The organism is Actinoplanes sp. NPDC049668 (assembly GCF_044465445.1).
Lineage (GTDB): Bacteria > Actinomycetota > Actinomycetes > Mycobacteriales > Micromonosporaceae > Actinoplanes.
Window position 1 is genome coordinate 43,506 of the sequence record NZ_JBITLR010000011.1, and the last position, 16,192, is coordinate 59,697.

Below are 16,192 nucleotides of genomic sequence, written 5' to 3' on the forward strand. Positions count from 1 at the left end.
ACCGAGAAGATGTATTCCGTGGTGGCATGATCGCCGACCAGATGTCCAGCGACGGCGGCTCGCGAGCCAGGAGGACGAGACAAGTGGCCAGCCCTCTCGACGAGATCGACCGGCAGATCCTCGCGGAGCTCACCCGCGACGGGCGGATGTCCATGCGCACCCTCGCGGAGCGCCTGCACATCTCCCGGGCCAACGCCTACGCCCGGGTCGAGCGGCTGCGCGCGGCGAACGTGATCCGCGGCTTCCGCGCCGACATCGATCCCGTCGCGGCGGGCCTGGGCACCTCGGCGTACGTCACGGTGAACCTGCACCAGGCGGAGTGGCGGGTGGTCGGCGAGCAGCTGCGGTCGCTGCCCGGCGTCGTGCACATCGCCTGGGTCGGCGGCGAGTTCGACGCGATCCTGCTGGTCCGGGCCCGGGACAACGCCGACCTGGGCCGGCTGGTGCTCAACGTGATCCAGGGCATGCCGGGCGTGGTGAACACCCGGACGCTGCTGGTGTTCGAGGAGGCCGACCCGATCTCCGCGGCGGCCATCTGGGAACAGTGAGCCTCAGCCGATGATCACCGTCTGCAGCTCGGTGAAGGCCTCCATCGGATGTGCGCCGCCGACCCGGCCGATCCCGCTGCCGGAGCCCGCCCGCCCGCCGAACGGCAGGTGGCTCTCCCAGTAGTTGGTCGACTCGTTGATGTTGACCCAGCCGGTGCGGACCGCGTCGGCGAAGGCGAGCCCGGCGGACAGGTCGGCGGTGTAGACGGCGGCCAGCAGGCCGTAGGGCGAGGCGTTGGTCAGCCGGATCGCCTCGTCCAGCGAGCCGATCTCCACGATCGGCGCGATCGGGCCGAACGTCTCCTCGGTGGCGGCCGCGGCGTCCGCCGGCACGCCGTCCAGGACGGTGGCCGGCCAGTAGAGGTCGGTGGCGAAGCCGGTGGCGCGGGTGCCTCCGGTCAGGACGGTCGCGCCGCGGCGTACCGCGTCGGCGACGTGATCGTCCATCTTGGCCGCGACCGCGGCGTTGTTCAGCGGGCCCATGGTGGTGGCCGCGTCGAGCGGGTCGCCCAGCCGGATCCGGTCCCGCACGGCCCGGGCGAGCCGGCCGGCGAAGTCCTCGCGCACCGCCTGGTGCACCAGCAGCCGCTCGCCGGCGGTGCAGCTCTGCCCGGCGCACAGGAAGCAGGCCAGCAGGGCACCCTCGACCGCCCGGTCGAGGTCGGCGTCGGCCAGCACCACGATCGGACCGTTGCCGCCCATCTCCAGCAGCGTCGCCTTGCCGGCCGCCGCGGCGGCCACCAGCCGGCCCGTGGTCGTCGAGCCGATGAACGCGACCGCGTCGGTGCCCGGGTTGCGGGCGATCTCGTCGCCGACCACCGGGCCGGGGCCAGTCACCAGGTTGACCACGCCGGGCGGCAGGTCGGCCTCCGCGAGGCAGTCGGCCAGCGCGATCGCGGACACCGCCGTCGACGGCGCCGGCGTCCAGACCACCGTGTTGCCGCCGGCCAGCGCCGGCGCGATCAGCTCGGCGGGCATCGTGTACGGCCAGTTCCACGGGGTGATGACGCCGACGACCCCGCGCGGGCGGCGGATCAGCATCGCGCGCTTCCCGGCGCTGGACGAGTTCGGCAGCAACCCGCCCAGCCGCTTGCCGTCCTCCGCGGCCATCCGCCAGTACGTGACCAGCTCGTCCACCTCGTCGTACGCCTCCGCGCGCAGCGGCTTGCCCTGGTCGAGGGTGAGCGTGCGGGCCAGGGCGTCGCGACGGGTCTCGATCACGTCGGCGACCCGGTGCAGCATCGCCGCCCGGTCGAAAGCGGACAGTCGCGCCCAGCCGTCGGCGGCCCGCCGCGCCGCCGCGATCGCCGCGACCGCGTCCGCGCGGTCGCCGTCGGGGACCGTGCCCAGTTTCTCGCCGGTCGCCGGGCTGGTCGCGACGGTGGTTGCGGATGAGCGCGCGGGAATCCAGGCGCCGTCCACGAACATCTGATGCTGCATGAGTCTCCCTGGCCGACGGTGTGGCGATCACACCTTAGCCAGTGGCTCAGCTGGTGAAGGAGCCGCTGCGGTCGCGCTCGGCCTCCATCAGGGCGATCTCCTCCTCGCCGGAGAGCACCACCCCGCCGTCGGGCTCGAAGTCCAGTTCGGTGCTGCGCCCCTCGTAGTCGACCGCGTTGAGCATGACCTTCATCGCGTTCAGCCGGGCGCGCTGCTTGTCACCGGACCTGATGATCACCCAGGGCGCGCTCGCGGTGCCGGTACGCTTGATCATCGCGTACTTGCGGTTGGTGTACTCGTCCCAGCGGTCCTGCGCCTGCGAATCGATCTCGCTGAACTTCCACTGCCGCAGCGGGTCGGTGTGGCGGCGCGCGAACCGCCGCAGCTGCTCCTCCTTGGTGACGCTGAAGTAGAGCTTCACCAGGATCGTGCCCTGCCGGACCAGGTCCTTCTCGAAGCCGGTCACGCCCCACATGAAGTGCTGGTACTCCTCCGGCGTGCAGAACCCGCAGACCGGCTCCACCATGGCCCGGTTGTACCAGCTCCGGTCGAACAGCACGATCTCGCCGCCGGCCGGCAGCTGCGCCGCGTAGCGCTGGAAGTACCACTGCGACCGCTGGTCCTCGCTCGGCGCGCCCAGGGCGACCACGCGGTAGTGCTTCTCGTTCATGTAGCGGGTGACCCGGCGGATGGTGCCGCCCTTGCCCGCCGCGTCCCGGCCCTCGAAGAGCACGAGCATGCGCATCCGGTGCTTCTCGAGGTGCCGCTGCAGCTTCAGGAGCTCGACCTGCCACGGGCGCAGCTCGGTCTCGGCGCGCAGCTTGCGGGCGACCCGCTTGCGGTCGCGCTTGAGGGCCTGCAGCTCCTCGACGGCGGCGCGATAGGCGTCGACCACCTCCGAGACCGGCGTCAGGCGGTCGTCGACCAGGACGAGGGCGTCGGACCCGGACAGCGCGGCCGGTTGCGCCCACCGGCTCCCATTCACGCTCTGGTCGACAAGCCGTGGAAGTCCAGCTCCCGTCATGGTCACTCCTCCCCAGAGCGCGCACCGACCCCCGTGAGCATCCCCCTGACGCACCGTACGCCCCCTCACCCCACCCGGGTGATCCCTATGGGCAGGCTTTCGGGCAGGGCCCGCCGACCGGCCCGTTCCCCGGCTGATCAACGCGGGTGACCACCCACACGGGATGAGGTAGGGCAGCCCGGCGATCCGCGAGGCTGTCATCTCCGATCCTAGGCCAGGACTGACAGTTGGAGCCGCTGTGACCGCCCCTGGACCACCACGTGAGCAGAGCGCGGCCGCGCCCTCGCCGTTCCCGCCGATCGCCGACTACGCGTTCCTCTCCGACTGCCACACCGGCGCCCTGATCGCGCCGGACGGCTCGGTCGGGTGGCTCTGCGTCCCGAGCTTCGACTCGCCGAGCGTGTTCGGCACCCTGCTCGACCGGCAGGCCGGCTACTTCCGGATCGGGCCCTTCGGCATCCATCACCCGACCGCTCGCGCCTACGAGCCCGGCACGAACGTCCTGGTCACCACGTGGAAGACCCCCGGCGGCTGGATCGAGGTGCGCGACGCGCTGACGATGGGGCCGCACGACGACATGGACGCGGTGACCCCGCACACCCGCCCGCCGGCCGACGAGGACGCCGACCACCTGCTGGTGCGGACCGTCCGCTGCCTGGAGGGCCGGGTCGAGGTCGAGCTGATCTGCGAGCCGGTGTTCGACTACGGGCGGGCGCCGGCCGAGTGGACCATGGGCGAGGGCCACCGCCGGCACACCGCCGAGGCGACCGGGGCCGGCCAGACCATCGGACTGCAGACCGACCTCTCGCTCGGGCTGGAGGGCGACCGGGTCCGGGCCCGGCACACGCTGACGGCGGGCGAGGAGGTCTACTGCGCGCTGTCCTGGTCGGCGGAGCTCCACATCGTGCCCGACGCCGACGACGCCCGGCGCCGGCTCGCCGCCACCGTCGCCTGCTGGCGCGCCTGGCTGGACCGGGCCCGCATCCCCGACCACCGCTGGCGCGACGCGATCCAGCGGTCGGCGCTGGTCATCAAGGGTCTGACGTACATGCCGACCGGCGCGACGGTCGCGGCGCTGACCACCTCGCTGCCCGAGACGCCCGGCGGCGAGCGCAACTGGGACTACCGGTACACCTGGATCCGCGACACGACCTTCACCCTGCAGGCACTGCACTTCCTGAACCTCGACTGGGAAGCCAACGAGTTCATGCAGTTCGTCGCCGACCTCGAACCCAACGAGGACGGTTCCCTGCAGATCATGTACGGCATCGACGGACGCCGGGACCTGACCGAGTCCACCCGCGACGAGTTGTCCGGCTACGCCGGCGCCCGCCCGGTGCGGATCGGCAACGGCGCGTTCGACCAGCGGCAGAACGACGTCTTCGGCGCGGTGCTCGACTCGATCCTGCTGCACACCCGCCGCAGCCAGAGCCTGCCCCGGCGGCTGTGGGCGCTGGTCGAGACGCAGGCGCGCTGCGCGGAGGCGATCTGGCGGGAGCCGGACCAGGGCATCTGGGAGGCGCGCGGCGCGCCGCAGCACTACGTGTCCTCCAAGCTCATGTGCTGGGTGGCCCTCGACCGGGCCGCCAAGCTCGCCGAGATGCGGTCGGACTCGGACCTCGCGGCCGGCTGGCACGCGACGGCCGACGAGATCAAGAAGGACATCCTCACCAACGGCGTCACCGAGGCCGGCGTGCTGCGCCAGCACTACGGCACGGATTCGCTGGACGCGTCCAACCTCCTCGCGGCGATCTTCGGGTTCTTCCCGCACGACGATCCGCGGCTGCGCGCCACCGTCGACGCGATCTCCGACGGGCTGACCGAGCACGGCTTCGTGCTGCGGTACCGCACCGAGGAGACCGACGACGGCCTGTCGGGCCGGGAGGGCTCGTTCCTGATCTGCTCCTTCTGGCTGGTCTCCGCGCTGGCGGTCGTCGGCGAGGAGCAGCGGGCCCGCGACCTGATGGAGCGCCTGCTGCGGGTCGCGTCGCCGCTCGGCCTGTACGCGGAGGAGTTCGACGTGGCCACCGGCCGGCACCTGGGCAACTTCCCGCAGGCGTTCTCCCACCTGGCGTTGATCGAGGCGGCGGCCCGCATCATCGTCGTCGAGTTCCGGCACGAGTACCTGAACGTTTAGCGCGTTTCCACCCGATGTTCCGCACACCATCCGCCCCGGACGATCCCCCACCGCCGACCAGAGCAGAGAGTGGTGAAATGAACCCGCCAGCCGAGCGACCCGCCGTTCCGACGGCGCGAGCGCTGTATCAGCTCAGGGTCTCCGGGTCGATCCCGGCGGACCTGGTTCGCGACCTCGAAGGCGTCAACATGACCGTCGAGCCGGCACAGACCGTCCTCTACGGCACGCTCCCGGACCAGTCGGCCCTGTTCGGGCTCCTGGTCCGCATTCACGATCTCGGACTGCAACTGCTGGAGGTTCGCCGGATCACCGACGAGGACATCGCCGACACGACCTGAGAAGCGCCCGTCCGGGGCACGCGGCGCGGCCGTCACCCGCACGGGATGACGGCGGCGACGCCGAGCGCAGTGCTCCGGGTCAGCCCTGGAGGCGGGCGAAGGCCAGCCGGCGCAGCCGGACCCAGTCGACGGCCGGCTTGGCCGGCGGCACGCCGGGCCGGTCGCGGGGAACCCGCACCCGCAGCGCCCGCGGCTCCGTCGTGCAGCGCACCGGCGTCGGCATCAGGATCGCCTCCCCGTCGATGCCGACGGGAATCTCGGCCACGTCGGCCTCCACGACCACCTCGGCACCGGTGAGCCGCACCAGCCCGCGCTGACTACTGCGCCGCAGCAGGCCGACCGCCTGCCGGGCGTTGGCCACCGAGATCGCCACCAGACCCAGCACCCCGAGATCCAGCCGCGCCCGTCGGCCCAGCCCGGCCAGATCCGTCGAGCCGTACGGGTCGTTGCTGACGAGCACCGCCTGCGGGCCCTCGATCGTGACGTCGGCGATGCGCGCCGTGAGCCGCGCACCGCGGTGGCCGGCCAGCTCGTCGGGGAGCAGCCGCAGCGTGGTGCGGGTCTTGTCGTCGCGGTACTCCGGGCTCTGCACGATCTCCGCGTACGCGCCGAAGGACGCGTTGTTTACGAACGTGCGGTCGCCGATCCGGCCCAGGTCGACGCGCATCTCCACGCCGTCGGTCAGGCCCGCCAGACAGGTGGCGGGGTCCTCCCGGTCCAGGCCGAGGTCCAGCGCGAAGTGGTTGCGGGTGCCCGCGCTCACCACCAGGAAGGGCAGGTCGTGCTCCGCCGCGATCCCGGCGACCAACGCCTGGGTGCCGTCGCCGCCCGCGACGCCGAGCAGGTCGGCGCCGCGCGCCACCGCGTCCCGGGCCAGCACGGCGACGTCGACGGTGCCCGGCCCGTCCAGGAGCGCCACCTCGGCGCCCATGGCCTCGGCCTTCTCCTTGAGCCCGAACCGGGTCACCTTCCCGCCGCCGGAGCGGGGATTCATGATCAGGAACGGCCGCCGCGCCGGCTCGGCGGGGTACGTGGTCATCCGGTCGCCGCCGGCCATCAGCGCGGCGCGGGCGGCGACGATCGCGAGCGCGAACAGGCCGAGCACCAGCAGCGCCACCCAGAGCAGCCCCGCCCGGATGAGCAGCGCGAGAACCGTGACGGGCGCGAGGACCGCCACCGCGGCGGCCACCGCCCGGAGCACGCCGCGTCCGGCCAGGACCCAGTACGCGCCGGCGACGAAGAGCACCACGCCCGCCGCGGCGACCGCCACCATCACCAGGCTCCTCAGCCCGGCGAACGCCACCAGGACGACGGCCGCGGCGAGCGCCAGCGCGAACGCGGCGCGGGCCAGCCAGACCTGTGCGCCGGTCGTGGCCGGCTCCGCGGCCACGGACACACCCGGCGTGCTCATCGGGTCGGGTACGGCGGGCCCGCCAGCGGCGGCCGCGCACCGAACGTGGCCCTGCGCACCGCGCTGCGGGCCGAGCCGAAGACCAGGGTGCCGATCGCCACGCCGAGCACGAAGTTGAGCGCCGCCGTGGCGAACCGGCTCTCCTGCGAGGCCTTGACGGCGAACGGCGCCAGCATGGCGGCGAGCGTCGCGAGGCTGACGATCCAGGCGAAGAACATGCCGGACTTGGGCGTCGACAGCAGCAGCAGGTGCATCACGCCGGTGGCCAGCAGGGCCGCGACGGCCGCCCCCGCGGCGTATGTGACGGTGTCCGCGTCGCCCCAGACCCCCTCGCCCTTGGGCGCGAGGATGGGTATGTCCAGGACACCCCGGCAGAAGAGGATGCCGACGATCACGATGAGCGCCGCGACGAACGCGGCGGCCACGCCGCCGGCCCAGAGCACTCCGGCATCGAGCGGACGGGGGGTTCGGCTCGGCAACGTCATGGCATGATCCCCTCGGGGCGCGTGGATCCGGATGGCAAGCAGCATCGCCGGGACCGGGCCGACTGCCCTCACCCCGCCGGGGTGATCCCGCCGTCTCCGGGTGTCGGCGCGCCTCAGACGCCGGTCTGCACCGTCACCCGGCCGTCGCGGACGGCGTCCTGCAGCAGACTGAAGTCCCGCTCGTTGACGTCGGCGTACGCCTCACCGAAGGCGGCGAGGGCGTTCTCGAAGCGGTCGCTCGAGCCGAGGTACTCCGCTATCGCGACCCGGTCGCCCGACCGCGCGTGCGCCCGGGCGAGGGTCCAGCCGCAGATGCCCGCGTAGGTGGACATGCCGCGCGGCGTCATCTCCTCGACCACCGCCGATCCCTTCCAGTCGCGCAGCTGGCGTAGGTAGAAGTCGCGGTCCACCCCGTCGACGCCGCGGACCCGGTGGGTGCCGAGGAAGATGTCGCCGCTGGCCTGCATCAGGCGCTGGCCGGCGACCACCCGCTGGCCGTGGTGCGGGTACTCGCTCGCGCCCGCGTACTCCTCCAGCACCGAGGCGCCGGCCTCCTTGGCCTGCAGGAACAGCGGGTCCGCGTCGTCGCGGCCCAGCATCAGCAGCACCCAGGCGCGGGTGCCGACGCTGCCGACGCCGACGACCTTGCGGGCCATGTGCACCAGCCGGTACTGCGCGAGCAGGTGCCGGCGCTCGGGCGAGAGCGACTCGCGGTACCCGCGGATCACCGAGCGCATCCACTCGAAGAGCTCGTCGGCCGTCGCGCTGGGCAGCAGGTCCTCGATCGGTACCACCGTCGGCGGCGCCGCGATGATGCGGCGGTGGCCGTCGACCACTGTGGAGAGCTTGCCGAGGGCGTGCAGGCTGTCGCGGGTCCTGGCCTTGCGCAGCGCCGCCTCGGTGCGCCGCACCTGCGTCGGCGGCAGGATCGTGCGCCACTTCTCCAGCACGGTCTGCACGTCGAGCTGGGCGTACCAGACCTCCAGGTTGGTGCGGGCGGCGAAGTCGCGCATCGCCGTGCGGTAGGCGCCGGCGGCCGCGATCGCGATCTTGTCGCGCTGCTTGCGGGTGAATCCGTTCTGCCGGCCCGCCACCGCGAAGCTCGCCACGAGGCGCTTGACGTCCCACTCCCACGGGCCCGGGAGGGTCTCGTCGAAGTCGTTGATGTCGAACACCAGGGTGCGCTCGGCGGAGGCGAACATGCCGAAGTTCGACAGGTGCGCGTCGCCGCAGGTCTGCGCCCGGATGCCGGACGCCGGGGTCCCGGCGAGGTCGCCGGCCATGAGGACGGCGGCGCCGCGGAAGAACGTCAGCGGCGTGACCAGCATCCGGCCGTAGCGGATCGGGACGAGCTCCGGCAGCCGGTCCGCGTCCTCGCCGGCGAGGACGGCCACCGGGTCACGGCCGTCGCAGGGGCCGAGCTCGGCCTGCGCGTCCAGCGGGGTGACCTTGCGGGCGGCCTTGCCCAGCCGGGTCCGCTCCGCGAGGCTCAGGTGCTGCACGCCCTCGGGCGGCGTCGTTTCCGCGTTGGTCGGCATCCGACCACGCTGCGCCGGTCGCGGCCGGTTGCCATCATCCCTGGCGCATGAGCCGCGTTCATCCCGCCGGGATGGTCCCGCGCGGCGGCCGGTCGCGTCGAATTGCTGCGTGGACGAGCCAGGTGACGACTCCGGATCCGGCGCGCGCTCCCGGGCGCGGTGGGGCGTTCAGCTGCTGCGGCAGCTCCGGTTCAGCTTCGGCGGCACCCGCCGGCTGCTGATCACCCTGGTCCTCGGCTCGCTGTCGATGGCCGCGACGATCTGGATCGTGCCCGGCGTCTCGGCCGGCCTCGCGGCCGACGTCCTGCTGGCGACGGCGCTGCTGGGCATCCTGGCGGCGCTGCTGCGGCCGCTGCTGACCTCGTTCGCCCTGCTGCTGGGCTGGGTCGGCGTCCTGCTGGCCGGCGTCGTCGCCCAGGCGCTGCTGTTCTATCTGGCGCTGAGCCTGACCCCCGGCATCCATGTCGACGGGTTCTGGAACGCGTTCTGGGCCTCCTGGATCTTCGCGTTACTGATGACCGTCGTCACCTGGATGGCGACCGCCGGCGACAGCGCCGCCTTCCTCACCCACCTGGTGCAGCAGGCGGGCGATCCGGCGCCCGGGATCGCCGCGTCCGTGCCGGGCGTGGTCTTCATCCAGATCGACGGCCTCGCGGCGCCGCTACTTCGCTGGTCTGTCCGCTCGGGCGACTTGCCGACGCTCAGCCGGTGGATCCGGTCGGGCAGCCACAGCCTGACGGACTGGCACGCGCAGCTGCCGGCGACCACGCCGGCGAGCCAGGCGGGGCTGCTGCACGGCGGCAGCGACCAGGTGCCGGCGTTCCGCTGGTATGAGAAGGAGACCGGCCGGCTCCTGGTGGCCAACCGGCCCCGGGACGCCGCGGTGATCCAGGCCCGCCTCAGCGACGGCCGCGGCCTGCTCGCCGACGGCGGCGTGAGCATCTCCAACATCTTCTCCGGCGACGCGCCGACCAGCCTGCTGACCATGAGCGGCCTGACCGGCCGCAACGGTCGCCGGGGCCCGTCGCGCACGTTCGCCACGTTCTTCATCAACCCGTACGGGCTGACCCGATCGGTCGTGCTCACCTGCGCCGAGATGGTCAAGGAGATCCATCAGTCCCGGCTGCAGCGGGTGCGGCGGGTCGAGCCGCGGATCCGCCGGCACGGCTCGTACATCCTGCTGCGCGCGGTCACCAACGTGCTGCTCAGAGACCTGAACACGGGCCTGATCGCGGACCAGATGATGGCCGGGACACCGTCGATCTACTGCGACTTCACCGACTACGACGAGATCGCGCACCACGCCGGGCCGACCCGGCCGGAGTCGCTGGCGTCGCTGGCCGGCATCGACCACCTCATCGGCGTCCTCGAGCGGGTCGCCGAGCGGGCGCCGCGCCCATACCGCTTCGTGGTGCTCTCCGATCACGGGCAGAGCCAGGGCGCGACCTTCCTGCAGCGCCACGGCATGCCGCTGGAGGATCTCGTACGCAGCCTGATGGGCTCCGGGACCGTTGCCGCCTCGACCGGGCTCGACGAGACGGTCGGCCCGGTGAACACGTTCCTGACCCAGGTCGCGCAGCAGGGCGGCCCGACGGGCCGGCTCACCCGGCGCGCGCTGCAGACCAGGACACACGACGGCCAGGTCGAGCTCAGCACGGCGCCGCAGGACGACGAGGACGCGCACGAGTCGAACCTGGTGCTGATCGCGTCGGGCAACCTCTCGATGATCTACTTCACCCGGCTGCCCGGCCGGCTGAACCTGGAGGACGTCGAGCGGCTCTATCCGGGCCTGGTCGGCGCCCTGACCCAGCACCCGGGGATCGGTTTCGTCTCGGTGCGCACCGCCGGCCAGGGCACCGTCGTGCTGGGCCGCGACGGAATCCGCTACCTGCACGAGGACCGCGTCGAGGGCATCGACCCGCTCGCCGGCTTCGGCCCGCACGCGGTGGCCGACGTGCTGCGTCACGATGCCCTCGCGCACGTCGGCGACCTCGTCATCAACAGCCCCATCGATCCCGACACCGACGAGGTCGCGGCGTACGAGGAGCTGGTCGGGTGCCACGGCGGTCTGGGCGGATGGCAGACCGAGGCGGTGCTCGTGCACCCGAGGGACTGGGTGGTCGAGTCATCGCCGCTGATCGGCGCCGACGCGGTGCACCGGCAGCTGGTGCGGTGGCTGGAGCAGGCCGGGCAGCGCCGGGACCTGCGCACCGACGACCCGGTCCTGGACACGCCGCAGGGCCGCGGCGGGAGCTGACCGGCCCCACCGCGGCCCGAAACACCGTCGCGCCGGCTGCCGTCAGGCGGTCGGCGGGGTGCTGGCGGCGTCCGGGGAGCCGTGCAGCGCCTCCTGCAGCTCCTCCTCGGTCTCCTTGGACAGCGACGACTTGAGCACGGTGCCGCCGTAGCGGCTCAGCGCCTCGACCGCCTTGTCAGGAGTGGCGTGGCTGACCACCAGGAAGAGGGCCGACGTGCCCGGCTGGAGCTGGTCGCGTACCCGATCCTGGAAGTCCTTGTGGATGCCGCTCTTGGCGACCTTTCCCATCAGGGCGCCGAGGCCGGCGCCGACGGCCATGCCGAAGAACGGAATGAAGAACAGCATTCCGAACAGCAGGCCCCAGAACATGCCCCACGACGCACCGCCGGTCACGGGGTGGTGGCTCGTGCTGACGTGGAATCTGCCCTCCGTGTCGCGGCTGATCGCCGCGATTGCCTCGGGCTCGATGATGAGATCCCTGGCAAGTCGGCGCGCCTCACCCGCCGCCTCCGCGGCGGTCGTCTCGTCCGGGTACCCGATGGCGACCAGAGTGGACATGCGGATCCTTCCCTAGTTCCCTGCCCGGCCGGCGAACGCCGCCCGAGCGGTTCCTGCTCACGAGTCGCAGGACCCCCACCAGAGGGAATCGCACGGCGGCGCGGTGGCGGCTCATCCCGCCCGGATGAGCCTCCGTCACGGGTACGCCGGCACGACGCCCGCCTCGAGATCGCGCTCACCCACCCGGGGTGACGTTCCATCGGTCGCGGCGCGACACGATGGAACTCCCGTTTCCCGGAGGTGCCTGATGCTTGACCTGGACCGGACATGACCCAGGGTGACGACGCCGAGCGCGTCATGGTGCGACCGGAGGCGAACGAGGCGGACTACGCCGGCGCGATCTACGGCTCCATGCTGGCGGCGTCGGTGGTCGTCGGCGGCGGCATCGGGCAGAGCTACGGTCCCACGCCGGTGCGGCTGGCGGTGCTGCTCGTCGCCACCGGCGTGGTCTTCTGGCTGGCGCACGCGTTCGCCCGACTGGTCGGCGACCGCATTCATCGCACCACCATCAGCGGGGCGGAGATCATTCGGGTCGCGCGGCTCGAGTGGCCGCTGCTGCAGGCGACGTTCCCGCCGGCGGCCGCGGCCGTCGTGGTGGGCCTCCTCGGCGAATCCGACCGGGCGGCCGGCTGGGCCGCGCTGCTGGTGGCGATCGCCGGTCAGGTCGGCTGGGGCATGGTCGCCGCCCGCCAGGCGGGTGCGAGCCGTTCGCTGATCCTGCTGACCGCCGTGGTCAACCTCTTACTCGGCTCGGTGATCATCGTGCTCAAGGCCTCGCTGCAGCACTGAACCGGCCGGCCCGGTCGCCCCGGGCCGGCCCGTGCGTCAGGCGGTGATCGCGCGGCGGGCCCAGAACACCATGCCGACCTGGATCAGGCCGATGAAGATCAGCCACGCGCCGGTGAGGTAGACGAACGCCACCACCGAGATGTCGGGCCAGAGGAGCACGACCAGGGCGGCGACGATGCTGATCACGCCGAGGGCGATACCCCAGCCCCGGTACTGGCGGTCGGACCCGCCGAAGGCGGAGATCAGTTCCAGGATGCCGCCGATCAGCCACATGAGCCCGACCAGCGTGACCAGCAGGGTCAGCGTCACGAGCAGGTTGCGCAGCGCGATGACGCCGGCGACCACGAAGAACACCCCGATGACGCCGAGTAGGGCACGCTCGGCGCCGTCGCGCGCGGTGGCGGTGATCGCCTGCACGATCCGGACGATGCCGTGCAGCAGCAGCCAGACGCCGAAGAGCGCGGCGACGACCTTCAGGGTCGCCTCCGGCCAGACCAGCATGACGACGCCGAGCACGACGCTGAATACGGACGCGCCGAGGGCCAGCCACCAGACGGCTTTGGCGAAGGACCTCGTGGCATCGGCCGGTGCGGCCTCCGATGTGAAGGGTTCGGACTGGTAGGGGACCGAGGCTGACATGCGCCCCTCCTGGGAGTCGACGGTGAGATCAACAGTGGCACCGTGCCGCGGCGGGCGAATCACCACGAGCGGATGAACTCCCCGGGCGCGGCTCAGCCGTCCGCGGGCGCGACGTCGTCGCTCGGCCGGCGCCGCTCGGTGCCGAACACCGAGACGAGCCGGGCCACCAGCGTCACGAGGAAGATCTGGCCACAGAGCGCGTCCAGCACCGCCAGGCTGCGGCCCGGCGCACTGGCCGGGGTCAGGTCGCCGTACCCGGTGGTGGTCAGGGTGATGAAGGCGAAGTACTGGATCGCGTCGCCGTCGGCCGGCTCGCCCCCGGCGAAGAACGGCCCGGGCGCCAGCCGGGCGGCCGCGGTGAACAGGGCGACGAAGAAGAATCCCACCAGCAGGTAGGCCGAGAGCGCGCCGAAGATGGTCTGCATCGTGACCACCCGGTGGCGCAGTACCCGGCCGACCACCACGAAGACGGTCAGCAACAGGAATGCCGCCGTCCAGATGGCGGCGATGCCCTCGATCACCGGGCCGTGCACCGCTATCACCAGGACGGCGACGAGCGCCGATCCGGCCACCAGCAGGTGCCGCAGCAACCGCGCCGTCGAGGCGGGCAGCCGCGCGAACCGCAGGGCGAGGATCAGCGCGACGACGTAGAGCAGGAGGGTGACCAGGCGCGCCAGGCGGCCGTCCAGCACCCCGGCGACGATGAAACTCGCCAGCAGGAGCACGAACATCATCCCGTAGCGGTCCGGCCGCTCACCCGGGCCGGGACGCCGGCCGTTACGAACGTTCGCTACGGACATCGTCGCCGCCCTTCCGCGTCGCGGATCCCGGCCCGGCTGTCGCGGCCCACGGCGGGCCGCGGCGGGGAGCTCCGCGGCGGCGGCCCGGTCGCGGGATGCCGCCGCGGCGCACGCCGGGCGTTACTCGGCGGCTTCGCGGCCGTGCACCGCGAGCGCGTAGATGATGATCACGTCCATCGCGATGATCAGAATCGACCACAGGGGATACGCCGCGATGAAGGCCATGTTCACGATCGCGCTCACGACGGCGAGGATGATGCCGACCGTGCGCCCCCAGGTCTTGCCGGTCAACACAGCGAAGCCGGCGGCGAAGGCGGTCAGGCCGATGAGCAGGTGCACGAAGCCCCATGCGGTGTAGTCGACGGACACGACCAGCCCGGACTGCCCCACGAGGTAATACCCGTCGTCGAACAGGGCGACCAGGCCGGATATCGCCTGGAAGAAGCCGAGCGTGATCATCATGATGCCGGCGAAGTACACCCAGCCGAGCCAGGCGGTCCGGGTCTGGGCGGATTTGTCGAACGTCGCCATGTCGCACCTACTTCCTGTCTGGTGACCGCGGCGTGTCGCGCCGGTCAGGTGACATAGGGGTCGCGCCGCGGACCCGGCCAATGGCCGGGTTCGTGTACCGATTTTCTGCGCCGCGGCGACCGTCGGCATCGTCTTCCGCGGATGAGGCGCCGCGCCTCCCCCGGCAGCGTCCGCCCCGCCTCCCATCCGCGTAGGGGGACCTGCGGCGGCACCGGCCGGACGTACGGTGCAGGCTCAGCACAGCTCCCGGCAGAAGTGGAGCCAACCCACATGACCGAGCCTGAAGTACCACCGGATACCGAGCAGGAACTCGCGCAGCTGCGCGCCGAGAACGAACGGCTGCGCGCGCTGGTGGAGAGCCAAGCTCCGCCGGACGGCGCGCCGCGCCGGCGCCGCCGGGTCGGGCGATGGACCGCGGCGACCCTCTGCCTGCTGATCGGCTGCCTGCTGCTGCCGGTCGGCGCGGTGGCGGTGTTCGCCCGGACGGTCGTCTTCGACACCGACCGGTACGTCGAGACCGTCGCGCCGCTGGCCGAGGATCCCGCCGTACGCAACGCGGTGGCCGACCGGATCACCGCCGAGGTGTTCGCCGCGCTCGACATCGAGGGGTTCACCCGCCGGGCGATCGACGCCGTGGTCAAGCAGGGCGCGCCCGCCGAGCTCACCATGCTCCAGCAGCCGATGGTCAACGGCGTGCGCTCGTTCGCCCGCACGCAGGTGCACAACGCGGTCAGCTCGGACCTGTTCGCGCAGGCCTGGGAGCAGGCCAACCGGGCGGCACACGCCGGCCTGGTCGCCGCGCTCCGGGGCGAGCAGGGCGGCGCGATCGAGGTGGAGAACGGCAACGTCTCGGTCAACCTCGGGCTGTTCATCCAGACCATCAAGCCCAGGCTGGTCGAGGCCGGCGTGCCGTTCGCCGACCGGATACCCGCGGTGAACCTGTCCTTCCCGCTCGTGCACTCCGACGAGATTCCCAAGATCCAGCGCGCCGCCGCGCTGCTGGACCGGCTCGCCTGGCCGCTGGTGCTGTTCGCGTTCCTGCTGCTCGCGGCCGCGGTCTGGCTGGCACCGGGCCGCCGGCGGATGCTGTCCATCGCCGGCCTCGGCATCGCGCTGTCGCTGCTGCTGCTCCTCGGCGGGCTCGCCGCGGGCCGCGAGTACTACCTCACCAACCTGCCGCAGAACACCCTGCCGACCGACGCGGCCGCCGTCGTCTGGGACACCCTCACGGCGCAGTTCGAGGTCCGGCTGCAGACCGTCGTGCTGGTCGGCGTGGTGATCGCGCTCGGCGCCTGGGTGGTCGGGCCCGGCGAGCTGGCCCGCGGGCTGCGCACCGGTGCGACCCGGCTGCTCATCGCCGCCCGGGTCGGCGGACGCCGGCTGGGCTGGCGGCCCAACGTGGTCGACCGCTGGGTCGCCGACCACGTCGCCGTGCTGCGCGCCGCCGCCCTCGCGCTGATCATCATCGTGTACGTGGTCTGGACCCGGCCGACCAGTTCCGTCGTCATCTGGCTGACGCTGGCGCTGCTCGGGCTGCTCGCCGTCATCGAGCTGCTGCGCCGGGGCACCGACCTGCCGCCCGCGCCGGACCCCGAGCCGGGCGCGACGGCCGTGCCGCGGGAGGTCGTCCTCCCGGGCACCTGAGCGATGGACCGGCCGCGCGGGCCCGGGAAACCGGTACCGCGCGGCCGGAGCCG

At 72.4% G+C, this 16,192-nt stretch carries 15 protein-coding genes; 6 read left to right on the plus strand and 9 right to left on the minus strand.

Annotated features, from left to right (window positions below; genetic code table 11):
- Positions 1 to 29 precede the first annotated feature (29 nt).
- The gene (locus tag ACIBSW_RS37710) at positions 30 to 548 is read left to right on the plus strand and encodes an Lrp/AsnC family transcriptional regulator (RefSeq protein WP_404799595.1); all 519 of its coding nucleotides are present in this window, start codon (positions 30 to 32) and stop codon (positions 546 to 548) included.
- A 3-nt stretch (positions 549 to 551) separates the two neighbouring features.
- On the opposite strand, the gene ACIBSW_RS37715 is transcribed toward ACIBSW_RS37710, so the two are convergent.
- Both ACIBSW_RS37715 and ppk2 read right to left on the minus strand, forming a co-directional pair.
- Complete coding sequence (locus ACIBSW_RS37715; protein WP_354720212.1) at positions 552 to 1,988, minus strand: aldehyde dehydrogenase family protein; 1,437 nt, start codon at positions 1,986 to 1,988, stop codon at positions 552 to 554.
- 46 nt (positions 1,989 to 2,034) lie between these two features.
- A complete protein-coding gene (ppk2, locus tag ACIBSW_RS37720) occupies positions 2,035 to 3,012 on the minus strand; it encodes a polyphosphate kinase 2 (RefSeq protein WP_354720213.1) in 978 nt (325 codons plus the stop codon).
- Between the two features lie 238 nt (positions 3,013 to 3,250).
- On the opposite strand from ppk2, the gene ACIBSW_RS37725 reads away from it, so the two are divergent.
- Positions 3,251 to 5,149, plus strand: coding sequence for a glycoside hydrolase family 15 protein (locus tag ACIBSW_RS37725; protein ID WP_354720215.1), 1,899 nt, complete (start codon positions 3,251 to 3,253; stop codon positions 5,147 to 5,149).
- Positions 5,150 to 5,226: 77 nt separating this feature from the next.
- A complete protein-coding gene (locus ACIBSW_RS37730; protein WP_184995105.1) occupies positions 5,227 to 5,487 on the plus strand; it encodes a hypothetical protein in 261 nt (86 codons plus the stop codon).
- Positions 5,488 to 5,566: 79 nt separating this feature from the next.
- On the opposite strand, the gene ACIBSW_RS37735 is transcribed toward ACIBSW_RS37730, so the two are convergent.
- The 3 genes from ACIBSW_RS37735 to ACIBSW_RS37745 form a co-directional block, all read right to left on the minus strand.
- Positions 5,567 to 6,877, minus strand: coding sequence for a diacylglycerol kinase family protein (locus tag ACIBSW_RS37735; RefSeq protein WP_354720217.1), 1,311 nt, complete (start codon positions 6,875 to 6,877; stop codon positions 5,567 to 5,569).
- 17 nt (positions 6,878 to 6,894) lie between these two features.
- Positions 6,895 to 7,383 (minus strand): DUF6069 family protein, encoded by a 489-nt coding sequence (locus tag ACIBSW_RS37740; RefSeq protein ID WP_354720219.1) that lies wholly within the window; start codon positions 7,381 to 7,383, stop codon positions 6,895 to 6,897.
- Positions 7,384 to 7,496: 113 nt separating this feature from the next.
- A complete protein-coding gene (locus tag ACIBSW_RS37745) occupies positions 7,497 to 8,921 on the minus strand; it encodes a DUF2252 domain-containing protein (protein WP_354720220.1) in 1,425 nt (474 codons plus the stop codon).
- Positions 8,922 to 9,030: 109 nt separating this feature from the next.
- On the opposite strand from ACIBSW_RS37745, the gene ACIBSW_RS37750 reads away from it, so the two are divergent.
- Positions 9,031 to 11,178 carry a phage holin family protein gene (locus tag ACIBSW_RS37750; protein WP_354720222.1) on the plus strand — a complete coding sequence of 716 codons (2,148 nt, stop codon included), beginning with the start codon at positions 9,031 to 9,033 and terminating at the stop codon, positions 11,176 to 11,178.
- Positions 11,179 to 11,220: 42 nt separating this feature from the next.
- Here ACIBSW_RS37750 and ACIBSW_RS37755 read toward each other — a convergent pair whose 3' ends face one another.
- On the minus strand, positions 11,221 to 11,736 hold the full coding sequence (locus ACIBSW_RS37755) for a DUF1269 domain-containing protein (protein WP_354720224.1): 516 nt from the start codon (positions 11,734 to 11,736) through the stop codon (positions 11,221 to 11,223).
- 267 nt (positions 11,737 to 12,003) lie between these two features.
- On the opposite strand from ACIBSW_RS37755, the gene ACIBSW_RS37760 reads away from it, so the two are divergent.
- Entirely contained in the window at positions 12,004 to 12,525 is a 522-nt protein-coding gene (locus tag ACIBSW_RS37760; RefSeq protein ID WP_354720226.1) for a hypothetical protein, read from the plus strand.
- A 36-nt stretch (positions 12,526 to 12,561) separates the two neighbouring features.
- Here ACIBSW_RS37760 and ACIBSW_RS37765 read toward each other — a convergent pair whose 3' ends face one another.
- The 3 genes from ACIBSW_RS37765 to ACIBSW_RS37775 form a co-directional block, all read right to left on the minus strand.
- On the minus strand, positions 12,562 to 13,164 hold the full coding sequence (locus ACIBSW_RS37765; protein ID WP_354720228.1) for a DUF308 domain-containing protein: 603 nt from the start codon (positions 13,162 to 13,164) through the stop codon (positions 12,562 to 12,564).
- 92 nt (positions 13,165 to 13,256) lie between these two features.
- Positions 13,257 to 13,964: a potassium channel family protein gene (locus ACIBSW_RS37770; RefSeq protein ID WP_354720230.1), complete on the minus strand. Its 708-nt coding sequence runs from the start codon at positions 13,962 to 13,964 to the stop codon at positions 13,257 to 13,259.
- A 120-nt stretch (positions 13,965 to 14,084) separates the two neighbouring features.
- Positions 14,085 to 14,495: a hypothetical protein gene (locus ACIBSW_RS37775; RefSeq protein WP_354720231.1), complete on the minus strand. Its 411-nt coding sequence runs from the start codon at positions 14,493 to 14,495 to the stop codon at positions 14,085 to 14,087.
- 270 nt (positions 14,496 to 14,765) lie between these two features.
- Here ACIBSW_RS37775 and ACIBSW_RS37780 point away from each other — a divergent pair, with 270 nt between their 5' ends.
- Positions 14,766 to 16,139 (plus strand): hypothetical protein, encoded by a 1,374-nt coding sequence (locus ACIBSW_RS37780; RefSeq protein ID WP_354720233.1) that lies wholly within the window; start codon positions 14,766 to 14,768, stop codon positions 16,137 to 16,139.
- Positions 16,140 to 16,192 lie beyond the last annotated feature (53 nt).

Bases quoted from the DNA above. Each gene is read 5' to 3' on its own strand.
- ACIBSW_RS37760 (WP_354720226.1), top strand. From the start codon at position 12,004: ATGACCCAGGGTGACGACGCCGAGCGCGTCATGGTGCGACCGGAGGCG.
- ACIBSW_RS37770 (WP_354720230.1), bottom strand. From the start codon at position 13,964: ATGTCCGTAGCGAACGTTCGTAACGGCCGGCGTCCCGGCCCGGGTGAG.
- ACIBSW_RS37715 (WP_354720212.1), bottom strand. From the start codon at position 1,988: ATGCAGCATCAGATGTTCGTGGACGGCGCCTGGATTCCCGCGCGCTCA.
- ACIBSW_RS37730 (WP_184995105.1), top strand. From the start codon at position 5,227: ATGAACCCGCCAGCCGAGCGACCCGCCGTTCCGACGGCGCGAGCGCTG.
- ACIBSW_RS37780 (WP_354720233.1), top strand. From the start codon at position 14,766: ATGACCGAGCCTGAAGTACCACCGGATACCGAGCAGGAACTCGCGCAG.
- ppk2 (WP_354720213.1), bottom strand. From the start codon at position 3,012: ATGACGGGAGCTGGACTTCCACGGCTTGTCGACCAGAGCGTGAATGGG.
- ACIBSW_RS37745 (WP_354720220.1), bottom strand. From the start codon at position 8,921: ATGCCGACCAACGCGGAAACGACGCCGCCCGAGGGCGTGCAGCACCTG.
- ACIBSW_RS37765 (WP_354720228.1), bottom strand. From the start codon at position 13,164: ATGTCAGCCTCGGTCCCCTACCAGTCCGAACCCTTCACATCGGAGGCC.
- ACIBSW_RS37740 (WP_354720219.1), bottom strand. From the start codon at position 7,383: ATGACGTTGCCGAGCCGAACCCCCCGTCCGCTCGATGCCGGAGTGCTC.
- ACIBSW_RS37775 (WP_354720231.1), bottom strand. From the start codon at position 14,495: ATGGCGACGTTCGACAAATCCGCCCAGACCCGGACCGCCTGGCTCGGC.
- ACIBSW_RS37755 (WP_354720224.1), bottom strand. From the start codon at position 11,736: ATGTCCACTCTGGTCGCCATCGGGTACCCGGACGAGACGACCGCCGCG.